The sequence below is a fragment of the Citrobacter sp. Cf087 genome (genome assembly GCF_030334285.1).
GTDB classification, from domain to species: Bacteria; Pseudomonadota; Gammaproteobacteria; order Enterobacterales; family Enterobacteriaceae; genus Citrobacter; species Citrobacter freundii.
Genome location: NZ_JAOWED010000031.1, coordinates 298,237 through 310,967 on the forward strand (window position 1 = coordinate 298,237; position 12,731 = coordinate 310,967).

12 protein-coding genes are annotated in these 12,731 nt (G+C 54.8%); 10 read left to right on the top strand and 2 right to left on the bottom strand.

Annotated elements, in window-relative coordinates; translation table 11 throughout:
- The first annotated feature begins 4 nt into the window (after positions 1 to 4).
- The 5 genes from nuoJ (at position 5) to nuoN (ending at position 5,873) form a co-directional block, all read left to right on the top strand.
- The gene (nuoJ, locus tag OGV57_RS18020; RefSeq protein ID WP_003028059.1) at positions 5 to 559 is read left to right on the top strand and encodes an NADH-quinone oxidoreductase subunit J; all 555 of its coding nucleotides are present in this window, start codon (positions 5 to 7) and stop codon (positions 557 to 559) included.
- Complete coding sequence (gene nuoK, locus OGV57_RS18025; protein WP_000612644.1) at positions 556 to 858, top strand: NADH-quinone oxidoreductase subunit NuoK; 303 nt, start codon at positions 556 to 558, stop codon at positions 856 to 858. The genes nuoJ and nuoK overlap by 4 nt, the downstream gene beginning before the upstream one ends.
- A complete protein-coding gene (gene nuoL, locus OGV57_RS18030; protein WP_003027695.1) occupies positions 855 to 2,696 on the top strand; it encodes an NADH-quinone oxidoreductase subunit L in 1,842 nt (613 codons plus the stop codon). Before nuoK ends, nuoL begins: the two co-directional genes overlap by 4 nt.
- Before the next feature lie 183 nt (positions 2,697 to 2,879).
- On the top strand, positions 2,880 to 4,409 hold the full coding sequence (gene nuoM / locus OGV57_RS18035; protein ID WP_003027692.1) for an NADH-quinone oxidoreductase subunit M: 1,530 nt from the start codon (positions 2,880 to 2,882) through the stop codon (positions 4,407 to 4,409).
- A 6-nt stretch (positions 4,410 to 4,415) separates the two neighbouring features.
- A complete protein-coding gene (nuoN, locus tag OGV57_RS18040; protein WP_003027689.1) occupies positions 4,416 to 5,873 on the top strand; it encodes an NADH-quinone oxidoreductase subunit NuoN in 1,458 nt (485 codons plus the stop codon).
- A 60-nt stretch (positions 5,874 to 5,933) separates the two neighbouring features.
- Here the strand turns inward: nuoN and OGV57_RS18045 are convergent, their stop codons facing one another.
- Positions 5,934 to 6,938, bottom strand: a complete 1,005-nt coding sequence (locus OGV57_RS18045; RefSeq protein WP_003839364.1) for a chemotaxis protein — start codon at positions 6,936 to 6,938, stop codon at positions 5,934 to 5,936.
- A gap of 64 nt (positions 6,939 to 7,002) precedes the next feature.
- Positions 7,003 to 7,920 (bottom strand): ribonuclease BN, encoded by a 918-nt coding sequence (gene rbn, locus OGV57_RS18050; RefSeq protein ID WP_032949697.1) that lies wholly within the window; start codon positions 7,918 to 7,920, stop codon positions 7,003 to 7,005.
- 67 nt (positions 7,921 to 7,987) lie between these two features.
- On the opposite strand from rbn, the gene OGV57_RS18055 reads away from it, so the two are divergent.
- From OGV57_RS18055 to menH, 5 genes are all read left to right on the top strand, one after another.
- On the top strand, positions 7,988 to 8,449 hold the full coding sequence (locus tag OGV57_RS18055; RefSeq protein WP_003027684.1) for a GNAT family N-acetyltransferase: 462 nt from the start codon (positions 7,988 to 7,990) through the stop codon (positions 8,447 to 8,449).
- Between the two features lie 63 nt (positions 8,450 to 8,512).
- Entirely contained in the window at positions 8,513 to 8,818 is a 306-nt protein-coding gene (elaB, locus tag OGV57_RS18060; protein WP_032936574.1) for a stress response protein ElaB, read from the top strand.
- Between the two features lie 104 nt (positions 8,819 to 8,922).
- A complete protein-coding gene (gene menF, locus OGV57_RS18065) occupies positions 8,923 to 10,221 on the top strand; it encodes an isochorismate synthase MenF (protein WP_054528616.1) in 1,299 nt (432 codons plus the stop codon).
- Positions 10,222 to 10,305: 84 nt separating this feature from the next.
- Positions 10,306 to 11,976 (top strand): 2-succinyl-5-enolpyruvyl-6-hydroxy-3-cyclohexene-1-carboxylic-acid synthase, encoded by a 1,671-nt coding sequence (gene menD / locus OGV57_RS18070; RefSeq protein WP_054528615.1) that lies wholly within the window; start codon positions 10,306 to 10,308, stop codon positions 11,974 to 11,976.
- Positions 11,973 to 12,731, top strand: coding sequence for a 2-succinyl-6-hydroxy-2,4-cyclohexadiene-1-carboxylate synthase (gene menH / locus OGV57_RS18075; RefSeq protein ID WP_044701178.1), 759 nt, complete (start codon positions 11,973 to 11,975; stop codon positions 12,729 to 12,731). Before menD ends, menH begins: the two co-directional genes overlap by 4 nt.

A 12,731-nucleotide genomic window follows, 5' to 3' on the forward strand; every position in this document is an offset into this window, starting at 1 on the left:
GGCAATGGAGTTCGCTTTTTATATCTGTGGCCTGATAGCCATTCTCGCAACCTTGCGGGTAATCACCCACACCAATCCGGTACACGCGCTGCTGTATCTGATTATTTCGCTGCTGGCGATTTCCGGGGTGTTCTTCTCGTTAGGCGCTTACTTCGCCGGTGCGCTGGAAATTATCGTCTACGCGGGCGCTATCATGGTGCTGTTCGTATTCGTGGTAATGATGCTCAACCTCGGTGGTTCTGAAATTGAACAGGAACGCCAGTGGCTGAAACCTCAGGTGTGGATTGGTCCGGCGATTCTGTCGGCCATCATGCTGGTGGTCATTGTTTACGCCATTCTGGGCGTAAACGATCAGGGCATCGACGGGACGCCAATTAGCGCGAAAGCAGTCGGTATTTCCCTGTTCGGACCGTATGTACTGGCGGTCGAACTGGCTTCGATGCTGCTGCTGGCGGGCCTGGTTGTGGCCTTCCACGTGGGGCGCGAAGAGCGTTCAGGTGAAGTGCTGAGCAATCGCACTGATGACCGCGCGAAAAGAAAAACGGAGGAGCACGCATGATCCCCTTACAACATGGACTGATCCTCGCTGCGATTTTATTCGTCCTGGGTTTGACCGGTCTGGTTATCCGCCGCAATCTGCTGTTTATGCTGATCGGGCTGGAAATCATGATTAACGCCTCCGCGCTGGCCTTTGTGGTCGCCGGAAGCTACTGGGGCCAGACCGATGGTCAGGTGATGTACATTCTCGCCATCAGCCTTGCGGCTGCGGAAGCGAGCATTGGACTTGCGCTGTTGCTGCAACTTCATCGCCGTCGCCAGAACCTGAACATCGATTCAGTAAGTGAGATGCGTGGATGAACATGCTTGCCTTAACCATTATTCTGCCATTTATTGGCTTTGTATTACTGGCGTTTTCCCGTGGTCGTTGGTCAGAAAATCTGTCCGCTACCGTGGGTGTCGGGTCGATTGGTCTGGCCGCGCTGGTGACTGCGTTTGTTGGCGTTGATTTCTTTGCCAATGGCCAGCAGGCTTATAGCCAGCCGCTGTGGACCTGGATGTCAGTCGGCGACTTCAACATCGGTTTTAACCTGGTGCTGGATGGCCTGTCGCTGACTATGCTCTCCGTGGTGACCGGCGTTGGTTTCCTGATCCACATGTTCGCCTCCTGGTATATGCGCGGAGAAGAGGGCTATTCTCGTTTCTTCGCCTACACCAACCTGTTTATCGCCAGCATGGTGGTTCTGGTGCTGGCGGATAACCTGCTGCTGATGTACCTCGGCTGGGAAGGCGTGGGCCTGTGCTCCTATCTGCTGATTGGTTTCTACTATACCGATCCGAAGAATGGCGCTGCGGCAATGAAAGCCTTTGTGGTAACCCGTGTTGGTGACGTATTCCTGGCGTTCGCGCTGTTCATCCTCTACAACGAGCTGGGCACGCTGAACTTCCGCGAAATGGTGGAACTGGCGCCTGCGCACTTTGCAGATGGTAACAACATGCTGATGTGGGCAACCCTGATGCTGCTGGGCGGTGCGGTCGGTAAATCTGCGCAGTTGCCGTTGCAAACATGGCTTGCTGATGCGATGGCCGGCCCGACGCCTGTCTCTGCGCTTATCCACGCTGCGACGATGGTTACCGCCGGTGTCTACCTGATTGCACGTACGCACGGCCTGTTCCTGATGACCCCAGAAATCCTGCACCTGGTGGGGATTATCGGTGCCATCACTCTGGTGCTGGCGGGTTTTGCTGCGCTGGTACAGACCGACATCAAACGCGTTCTTGCGTACTCCACCATGAGCCAGATTGGTTATATGTTCCTGGCTCTCGGTGTACAGGCGTGGGATGCGGCGATTTTCCACCTGATGACGCACGCCTTCTTTAAAGCGCTGCTGTTCCTGGCATCCGGCTCGGTTATCCTGGCTTGCCACCACGAACAGAACATCTTCAAGATGGGCGGACTGCGTAAGTCAATTCCGCTGGTGTATCTCTGCTTCCTGATCGGTGGCGCGGCGCTGTCGGCTCTGCCGCTGATTACCGCTGGCTTCTTCAGTAAGGATGAGATTCTGGCCGGTGCAATGGCGAATGGTCATATTAATCTGATGGTTGCAGGTCTGGTCGGTGCGTTCATGACCTCTCTGTATACCTTCCGTATGATTTTCATCGTGTTCCACGGTAAAGAACAAATTCACGCTCATGCAGGGAAGGGGATTACCCATCATCTGCCGCTGATTGTGCTGATGATCCTGTCCACCTTCGTTGGCGCGCTGATTGTGCCGCCGCTGCAGGGTGTACTGCCTGCGACGACCGAGCTTGAGCATGGTCGCGTCATGACGCTGGAAATTACCTCCGGTATCGTAGCGATTGCGGGCATCCTGATTGCAGCATGGCTGTGGCTGGGTAAACGCCAGCTTGTGACATCGATTGCCAACAGTGCGCCGGGCCGCCTGCTGGGTACCTGGTGGTATAACGCCTGGGGCTTCGACTGGCTGTATGACAAAGTGTTCGTCAAGCCGTTCCTGGGTGTTGCCTGGTTGCTGAAACGCGATCCGCTCAACTCAATGATGAACATTCCGGCGATCCTTTCCCGCTTTGCAGGTAAAGGCCTGTTGTTGAGCGAGAACGGTTATCTGCGCTGGTATGTCGCATCAATGAGCATCGGCGCCGTCGTTGTGCTGGCACTGTTGATGGTACTTCGTTGAGTTTGAGGATTGTGGGGTTGATGTCGGATGGCGCTCGCGCTTATCCGACCTACGGGAATCTGTAGGCCCGGTAAGCGTTCGCGCCGCCGGGCAAAAAAAGCCGCAATCCGAAGTGAATTTTCTGTTTGAGAATTCGTTGAAAATCAGGTCCTGATGGGACTTTAACAAGGAATAAAGATCGCCATGTTACTACCCTGGCTAATATTAATTCCCTTTATTGGTGGCTTCCTGTGCTGGCAGACCGAACGCTTTGGCGTGAAGGTGCCGCGCTGGATCGCGCTGATTACCATGGGATTGACGCTGGCGCTTGGCCTGCAACTGTGGTTGCAGGGCGGCTATTCACTGACGCAATCCGCTGGCATTCCGCAGTGGCAGTCTGAGTTTGTCCTGCCGTGGATCCCACGTTTTGGCATCTCTATTCATCTGGCTATCGATGGTCTGTCGCTGCTGATGGTAGTGCTGACCGGTCTGCTCGGTGTTCTGGCGGTACTTTGCTCCTGGAATGAAATCGAAAAATACCAGGGCTTCTTCCATCTGAACCTGATGTGGATCTTAGGCGGCGTGATCGGCGTGTTCCTTGCCATCGACATGTTCCTGTTCTTCTTCTTCTGGGAAATGATGCTGGTGCCGATGTACTTCCTGATCGCGTTGTGGGGGCATAAAGCCTCTGACGGTAAAACGCGTATCACGGCGGCGACCAAGTTCTTCATTTATACCCAGGCGAGTGGTCTGGTGATGTTGATTGCCATCCTGGCGCTGGTGTTTGTGCACTATAAAGCGACCGGTGTGTGGACCTTCAACTATGAAGAGCTGCTGAATACCCCGATGTCCCACGGTGTGGAATATCTGCTGATGCTGGGCTTCTTCATCGCCTTCGCGGTGAAAATGCCGGTGGTTCCGCTGCACGGCTGGTTGCCGGATGCACACTCCCAGGCGCCGACCGCAGGTTCCGTTGACCTGGCGGGGATTTTGCTGAAAACCGCAGCCTACGGTCTGCTACGCTTCTCCCTGCCGCTGTTCCCGAACGCGTCGGCGGAGTTTGCACCTATCGCAATGTGGCTGGGTGTTATCGGTATCTTCTACGGCGCGTGGATGGCCTTTAATCAGTACGATATCAAACGTCTGATCGCATACACCTCCGTATCGCACATGGGCTTCGTGCTGATTGCTATCTACACCGGCAGCCAGTTGGCTTACCAGGGTGCGGTTATTCAGATGATCGCGCACGGTCTGTCCGCAGCCGGTCTGTTCATTCTGTGTGGTCAGCTGTACGAACGTCTGCACACGCGTGATATGCGTATGATGGGCGGCCTGTGGGGCAAAATGAAATGGTTGCCTGCGCTGTCAATGTTCTTCGCCGTGTGTACGCTGGGTATGCCGGGTACAGGTAACTTCGTTGGCGAATTTATGATTCTGTTCGGCAGCTACCAGGTAGTTCCGGTCATTACCGTGATCTCGACCTTTGGTCTGGTGTTTGCCTCTGTTTACTCGCTGGCGATGTTGCATCGCGCTTACTTCGGTAAAGCGAAGAGCCAGATTGCCAGTGTTGAACTGCCAGGGATGTCGCTGCGTGAGCTGTTTATCATCCTGTTGCTGGTCGTGCTTCTGGTACTGCTTGGCTTCTATCCGCAGCCGATTCTGGATACCTCGCATTCTGCGATGAGCAACATCCAGCAGTGGTTTGTTAATTCCGTTACTACTACAAGGCCGTAAATCGCCATGACAATAACTCCACAACACCTGATTGCGCTGCTACCGCTGCTGATCGTCGGCTTGACGGTGGTGGTTGTGATGCTCTCCATTGCGTGGCGACGCAATCACTTCCTCAATGCCACGTTATCGGTCATTGGGCTTAACGCCGCGCTGGTTTCGCTCTGGTTTGTTGGCCAGGCGGGCGCCATGGACGTCACCCCGCTGATGCGGGTTGACGGTTTCGCCATGCTCTACACCGGACTGGTGCTGCTGGCGAGTCTTGCCACCTGTACCTTTGCTTACCCGTGGCTGGAAGGCTACGACGACAACCGGGAAGAGTTCTACCTGTTGGTGCTGATTGCCGCACTCGGCGGTATTCTGCTGGCTAACGCTAACCATCTGGCGGCGCTGTTCCTTGGTATTGAGCTGATCTCTCTGCCGCTGTTTGGTCTGGTTGGCTATGCGTTCCGTCAGAAACGTTCGCTGGAAGCCAGTATCAAATACACCATTCTGTCTGCCGCAGCGTCTTCCTTCCTGCTGTTCGGTATGGCGCTGGTGTACGCGCAGTCTGGCAATCTGTCGTTTGTTGCGCTCGGTAAGAGCCTCGGCGACGGCATGCTGCACGAACCGCTGCTGCTGGCGGGCTTCGGTCTGATGATTGTTGGCCTCGGCTTTAAACTTTCGCTGGTTCCGTTCCACCTGTGGACGCCAGACGTTTACCAGGGCGCTCCGGCTCCGGTTTCCACCTTCCTGGCGACGGCGAGCAAAATCGCTATCTTCGGCGTGGTGATGCGTCTGTTCCTGTACGCACCGGTAGGGGATAGCGAAGCGGTACGTATTGTACTGGGCGTGATTGCCTTTGCTTCCATCATCTTCGGTAACCTGATGGCGCTGAGCCAGACCAATATTAAACGTCTGCTCGGTTACTCTTCTATCTCTCATCTCGGCTACCTGCTGGTGGCGCTGATTGCTCTGCAGAGCGGCGAGATGTCGATGGAAGCGGTTGGCGTTTACCTGGCCGGTTACCTGTTCAGCAGCCTCGGCGCGTTCGGTGTGGTCAGCCTGATGTCCAGCCCGTACCGTGGCCCGGATGCGGACTCTCTGTTCTCCTACCGTGGTCTGTTCTGGCATCGTCCGATCCTCGCGGCAGTGATGACGGTAATGATGCTGTCTCTGGCCGGTATCCCGATGACGCTGGGCTTTATCGGTAAGTTCTACGTACTGGCAGTCGGTGTGCAGGCTAACCTGTGGTGGCTGGTTGCCGCTGTGGTGGTCGGTTCGGCGATTGGTTTGTACTACTACCTGCGTGTTGCCGTGAGCCTGTACCTGAGCGCACCGCAACAGCTGAACCGCGATGCGCCATCCAACTGGCAGTACAGCGCGGGCGGTATCGTGGTGCTGATTTCTGCCCTGCTGGTACTGGTGCTGGGTATTTACCCGCAACCGCTGATCAGCATTGTGCAGTTAGCGACTCCGCTGATGTAAGGCTACATGCAGTAACGAAAAAACCCGCCTCGGCGGGTTTTTTTATGCGTGAAATACGGGTCAGTTCAATAGCTGACGGCTTACCAGCGGACCGCTGATGCCTTTTGCTGTGCGATCCATCACTTCCTGGATCACTGAAGAAAGCTCATTGACTTCGAATTTGGCCACGTAGCCATCCGCTTTTACTCGGCGAACGTGATCTTCGTTCGCACTACCGGAAAGCGAAGAGTGGATAACGACCGGGATCTTCTTCAGGCGTTCGTCGGTTTTTATTTTGCGGGTAAGCGTAAAACCGTCCATCTCCGGCATTTCGAGATCGGTGAGTACCAGGGCGATCTTCTCGCTAATAGGCTTGCCCTCCGCCAGTGCTTCTGCGGAAAGCTGCTGTATTTTTTCCCACGCATCCTGGCCCGTTACATGCATCAGATGCGGGATTTCCATGGCGTTAAGCCCTTTTTCCAGCATTGCGCGGGCCACTTTTGAATCATCTGCCACAATCGCCACCGCACCCGGCGTGATGTTGAATTTATTGGTTTTCAGATCGGTTGCGCGCAGGTCGTGGTTCGCCGGTACGATGTCGTACAAGATCTGCTCAACGTCGAGCACCAGCGCCAGGTTGTTGGTCTCTTTGTTGTCGTCCAGGCAAGCGATACTGGTGATATAGCGACCATTGACGGCTTTCTCGGCGGTATGCACCTGTTGCCAGTCCAGGCGCATAATGTTTTCCACTGACTCCACCGCAAATGCCTGGACGCTGCGGGCATATTCTGTGATCAACAGGATGTTGAGTCCGGTCTCTGGTTTACAGCCCGCGACGGCGGGCAGGTCAATCACCGGGATCACCTGATCGCGAATATTAACCATACCCAGCAGTGGTGCTTTCATACCAGCCGGACGTGTAAAGGTCGGCATCGGCACGATTTCACGCAGCTTGAATACGTTGATGCCAAATAGCTCTGATTTCTGCTCCTCAACAGATTTGCCGAGGCGAAATAGCAGTAGTTCAAAACGGTTAGACAGGGTTAGGTTTGTCCTGTCATCAATATCTTTCTGGAAATTGTTCATCCTGTCCTCAGTGTGAAAGCCAGCCTTTCCACTGTTATCGGCACTGAGGCGGAAAAATAAAGCGTTAAACGCTGAAAATGGCGAAATCGTGAGCCAGTTCCGTGTCTGGAAAAATCGCTTTGCACTCTTCAAGCAAACGCTGACAGCCTTTTTCATCATAGCGTGAGCTAACGTGGGTCATGATCAGGCGTCCCACTCCGGCATCCAGCGCCAGCTGTGCGGCTTGTCGGGTTGAGCTGTGCCCGCGACTGTTCGCTTTCTCCTCCATTGAGGCATCCAGCGTGGTTTCGTGTACCATGACATCTACACCTCGAGCCAGTTCAATGGCGGACGCGCAGGGTCCTGTGTCACCGAAAATAGCGACTGATTTTCCCCTGGTGGCCGGGGCGAGGAAGTCGGCGCCGTGGATCGTACGTCCATCCTCCAGCACGATAGTTTTCCCGGCTTTCAAATCCTGAAACCACGGGCCTGCTTTAACACCTGCCGCCTTCAGAGCGTTAGCGTCAAGCGCACCGGGTTTGTCATGCTCTTGAATGCGAAAACCGTAGCACTCCAGCGGATGCGCCAGCGGGTACGCCGTGACTTTACGCAGGCCGTCATCGACAATCTCACCTGCGGTGATTTCCACAATTTCCATCGGATAATCGGTCCAGGAGCCGCTCAGACGTAATGCGGTTTCGGTAAACTCTCGCAACCCTTTTGGCCCGTAAAGCGTCAGAGGCTGGACATTGCCGGCCATTGAGCGACTGCACAGTAGTCCCGGTAAACCAAACAGGTGATCGCCGTGCAGATGGCTGATAAAAATACGATCGAGTTTTCCTGGATTGAAAGGGGTGGTGAGCATCTGATGCTGCGTCCCTTCACCGCAATCAAAAAGCCACAGCCCCGCCTGAGTCGGGTGTTGCAGATTCAGTAAAATTGCCGTTACATTGCGTGAGCGAGTGGGGACTCCCGCTGACGTGCCTAAAAATAGTAATTCCATCTTCGCGTTACACTTTTCGCCATCAATAAGGCAGGGTGTTCAGGTTATCACAACATAGGGGCAGACAATGATTCACTGGCAAGATCTCCACCATGCAAAGCTGAGTACCCAACAACTGTACGCACTACTTCAGTTGCGATGCGCGGTGTTTGTAGTTGAGCAACAGTGTCCGTACCAGGATGTGGATGGCGATGACCTGGTTGGAGAGAATCGCCATATTCTGGGCTGGCATAACGATGAGCTGGTGGCGTATGCGAGGATTCTGAAAAGCGATGACGAGCTGGAGCCGGTGGTGATTGGTCGGGTAATTGTAAGCGAAGCGCTGCGCGGTGAAAAACTGGGGCAACAGCTGATGGCCCAGACGCTGGCATCCTGCGCGCAACACTGGCCACACAAGGCGTTATATCTGGGCGCGCAGGCGCATCTGCAATCGTTCTATGCGCGCTTTGGCTTTGTTCCGGTAACGGATATCTATGACGAAGACGGTATTCCACACGTCGGAATGGCGCGGGAAGCACATCAGGCGTAAACAGGCGCAAACAGTCCAGGTTGTCTATAGTTAGCGGGTACGTCAATAGAAAGGGAGAATATAATGTCTTTTCATTCTTATGAATCACGTGTCGATGATGATCTGGAATTATTAAGTGAAACGCTGGAAGAGGTGCTGCGTTCTTCTGGCGATCCAGCAGATCAAAAATACCTTGAGTTAAAAGCGCGGGCAGAACGGGCGTTAGAAGAGGTGAGAAATCGCGTCAGCCATGCTTCTGACAGCTACTATTACCGTGCGAAAAAAGCTGTTTGTCGGGCGGATGACTATGTGCACGAAAAACCCTGGCGCGGGATCGGCGTTGGCGCCACAGTCGGTTTAGTGATGGGATTATTGTTAGCACGGCGATAAATTCCGTTCTGTCATCGCATTTGTACGTACTCCCTAACTGGGGGTACTGCTTTTTCTGCTCAGTACCCCGTATAATGTGAGGTTTTTAACAGGGAGAGGTCCGCGTGCATTCAATCACTACTGCGCTGGAAAGTCTGATGCGTCATTTATCGCAAGAGATGCCAGCAGCACCTGGAATTCGTATTTACGATATACCTTTCCCACTGAATGATGCGTTTGACGCTTTAGGATGGCTGGCCAGTCAACCCGTCTGGCCCCAGTTTTACTGGCAGCAGCGTAACGGCGACGAAGAGGCCGCCGTATTAGGGGCCGTCGCCGCATTTTCCTCGCTGGAATCGGCCCAGCAATTTTTACACCAGCATGATAATCATCCCGACCTGCGCATCTGGGGCCTGAATGCCTTTGAGCCACAGCGTGGCAATTTGCTGCTGCCGCGGCTGGAGTGGCGACGTTGCGCCGGAGTGGCGAGCTTACGCTTACATCTCTATAGCGACGTGTCGCTACGTGAAGACGCTGCACATGCGATTGCCTTTATCTCATCGCTTGCTCCTGTAAAACCGCTTCCTGCATTGCGCTTGAATTTGACGGGAGAACAGAACTGGCCGGATAAAGCTGGCTGGACAAATCTGATAAAACTCGCCACGCAAACAATCGCAGGAGAAGACCTCGATAAGGTTGTGCTGGCACGGGCGACCGACTTACAGTTTTCTCAGTCGGTTAATGCCGCGGCCGTGATGGCTTCCAGCCGTCGCTTAAACCTGAACTGCTACCATTTCTTTATGGCATTCTCTGCCGACTCCGCTTTCCTTGGCTCTTCCCCTGAGCGTCTGTATCGGCGGCGAGACACGGCGCTGCGCACCGAGGCGCTGGCCGGAACCGTGGCCAATCATCCAGAGGATCATCGCGCCTGGCAGTTGGGTGAATGGCTAATGAAAGATGATAAAAACCAGCGTGAGAATATGCTGGTGGTTGAAGATATTTGCCAGCGCCTGCAAGGCTGTACGCAAACTCTTGATGTGCTGCCGCCACAGGTGCTGAGACTGCGTAAAGTGCAGCACTTGCGCCGTTGCATCTGGACGGAACTGAATCAGGCCGACGATATGCTTTGCCTGATGCAACTCCAGCCCACGGCGGCTGTCGCCGGTATTCCGCGAGAGCTGGCACGTGAATTCATCCAACAAAATGAACCCTTTGAACGTGAGTGGTATGCCGGTTCTGCGGGTTATCTTTCACGGCGCCAAAGTGAGTTTTGCGTGTCACTACGTTCGGCGAAAATTAGCGCAAACGTGGTGCGCCTGTATGCCGGGGCAGGGATCGTACGTGGTTCAGATCCTGAGCAGGAATGGCAAGAAATAGACAACAAAGCGGCGGGTTTACGTACTTTATTACAGATGGAAGCCTAATGAGTCACACATTACCGACTCATATCAAAAATCCATTTATTCGATTCTTTATACTGTGTCGCAATATTGATACCGGACAATCTCATGTCAGTAAGCGCATTTAACCGACGCTGGGCGGCGGTCATTCTGGAAGCACTCACTCGCCACGGCGTCAGGCATGTCTGCATTGCCCCTGGCTCTCGTTCTACACCGTTGACGCTGGCGGCAGCGGAAAACCCCGCATTCATCCACCACACCCATTTTGACGAGCGTGGTCTTGGGCATCTGGCCTTAGGTCTGGCAAAAGTTAGCCGTCAGCCTGTCGCCGTGATTGTGACGTCCGGTACCGCGGTGGCGAATTTATATCCCGCGTTGATTGAAGCGGGGCTGACCGGTGAAAAACTAATTTTACTTACGGCAGACCGACCGCCAGAGCTTATCGACTGTGGCGCGAACCAGGCGATTCGTCAGGCCGGAATGTTTGCCTCGCATCCATCGCAAACGCTCTCTTTACCGCGTCCGACTCAGGACATTCCGGCAAGCTGGCTGGTGTCCACTATTGATAATGCGTTAGCAACCCTGCATAGCGGGGCGGTTCATATCAATTGCCCGTTTGCGGAACCGCTGTATGGCGATATGGACGAAACGGGGATTGCCTGGCAGCAGCGCCTCGGCGACTGGTGGCAGGACGATAAACCCTGGCTGCGAGAAGCGCGTCGGCTGGAAAGCGACAAACAGCGCGACTGGTTTTTCTGGCGACAAAAACGCGGCGTAGTCATTGCGGGCCGCATGAGCGCAGAAGAAGGTAAGAAGGTTGCGCAGTGGGCGCAGACGTTAGGCTGGCCGCTGATTGGTGATGTTCTGTCGCAAACCGGACAACCGCTGCCGTGCGCCGACCTGTGGCTGGGAAATGCGAAAGCGGTAGCTGAGTTACAGCAGGCGCAGATTGTGGTGCAGCTTGGCAGCAGCCTGACCGGAAAACGACTCCTGCAATGGCAGGCCAGTTGCGATCCGCAGGAATACTGGATTGTCGATAATATCGAAGGCCGCCTCGATCCGGCTCACCATCGTGGCCGCAGGCTGGTGGCGAAAGTTGGCGACTGGCTGGAGCTGCATCCGGCGGAGAAACGTCAGCCCTGGTACGTGGAAATCCCTCGCCTGGCACAACTGGCCTGGCAGGCGGTAGAAGCCCGTCGTGAGGCGTTCGGTGAAGCGCAATTAGCCCACCGTATTCGCGAATACTTGCCGGAGCAGGGGCAGCTGTTCGTGGGTAACAGTCTGGTGGTACGCCTGATTGATGCGCTGTCGCAGCTTCCGGCTGGTTACCCGGTCTATAGCAACCGTGGCGCGAGCGGTATTGACGGCCTGCTGTCAACGGCAGCAGGTGTACAGCGTGCCAGCGCGAAATCGACGCTGGCGATTGTTGGCGATTTATCTGCATTGTATGACCTGAATGCGCTAGCGTTATTGCGCCAGGTTTCTGCACCGTTTGTCCTGATAGTGGTCAACAATAACGGCGGACAGATTTTTTCTCTGCTGCCGACGCCAGCCAGCGAACGCGAACGGTTCTATCTGATGCCGCAGAACGTACATTTCGAGCATGCTGCCGCCATGTTTAACCTTAAATACCAGCGCCCGGAAAACTGGGAGCAACTGGAGAGCGCGTTGACTAACGCCTGGCGTACTCCTGCGGCCACGGTGATTGAGCTGGTGGTGAATGAAACTGACGGGGCGCAAACCTTGCAGCAACTGCTGGCGCAGGTAAGTCATCTATGATCCTGCATGCGCAGGCGAAAGAGGGCCAGACGGGATTTCCCTGGCTGGTTTTCCTGCACGGTTTCTCTGGCGATTGTCGGGAATGGCAGACGGTCGGCGAAGCGTTTCAGGATTATTCGCGGCTATACATCGATCTGCCGGGACACGGTGGCTCTGCTGACATCAGCGTGAGCGGATTCGATGACGTAAACGTTTTGCTGCGTAACACTCTGCTTAGTTACAACATACACAACTACTGGCTGGTGGGATACTCTCTTGGTGGCAGAGTCGCGATGATGGCGGCCTGTCAGGAGATGCCTGGGCTTTGTGGTCTGGTGGTTGAAGGTGGACATCCAGGCTTGCAAGGCGAAGAGGCGCGCGTTCAGCGTCGTCTCTCGGATGGCCGCTGGGCTGCGCGTTTTCGCGCAGAGCCGCTACGTGAGGTGTTTAATGACTGGTATCAACAGCCCGTTTTTTCCTCGCTGAACACGGCACAAAGAGAGGCGCTGGTCGCTCTGCGTAGCCAGAATAATGGGCAAACGCTGGCGGCAATGCTGGAGGCCACCTCGCTTGCCGTACAACCTGATTTACGTGCGCAACTCACGACGCGCACATTTCCGTTTTATTATTTATGTGGTGAACGTGACGATAAATTCCGCGCTCTGGCGGCGGAAATATCAGTACCAAACCATGTGATTCGTAATGCCGGACACAACGCGCATCGGGACAACCCCGCGGGTGTAGTGGACTGTCTGGCTCAGATTCTGCGTCGCTGA

Bases quoted from the DNA above. Each gene is read 5' to 3' on its own strand.
- nuoJ (WP_003028059.1), top strand. From the start codon at position 5: ATGGAGTTCGCTTTTTATATCTGTGGCCTGATAGCCATTCTCGCAACC.
- nuoK (WP_000612644.1), top strand. From the start codon at position 556: ATGATCCCCTTACAACATGGACTGATCCTCGCTGCGATTTTATTCGTC.
- nuoL (WP_003027695.1), top strand. From the start codon at position 855: ATGAACATGCTTGCCTTAACCATTATTCTGCCATTTATTGGCTTTGTA.
- nuoM (WP_003027692.1), top strand. From the start codon at position 2,880: ATGTTACTACCCTGGCTAATATTAATTCCCTTTATTGGTGGCTTCCTG.
- nuoN (WP_003027689.1), top strand. From the start codon at position 4,416: ATGACAATAACTCCACAACACCTGATTGCGCTGCTACCGCTGCTGATC.
- OGV57_RS18045 (WP_003839364.1), bottom strand. From the start codon at position 6,938: ATGAACAATTTCCAGAAAGATATTGATGACAGGACAAACCTAACCCTG.
- rbn (WP_032949697.1), bottom strand. From the start codon at position 7,920: ATGGAATTACTATTTTTAGGCACGTCAGCGGGAGTCCCCACTCGCTCA.
- OGV57_RS18055 (WP_003027684.1), top strand. From the start codon at position 7,988: ATGATTCACTGGCAAGATCTCCACCATGCAAAGCTGAGTACCCAACAA.
- elaB (WP_032936574.1), top strand. From the start codon at position 8,513: ATGTCTTTTCATTCTTATGAATCACGTGTCGATGATGATCTGGAATTA.
- menD (WP_054528615.1), top strand. From the start codon at position 10,306: ATGTCAGTAAGCGCATTTAACCGACGCTGGGCGGCGGTCATTCTGGAA.
- menH (WP_044701178.1), top strand. From the start codon at position 11,973: ATGATCCTGCATGCGCAGGCGAAAGAGGGCCAGACGGGATTTCCCTGG.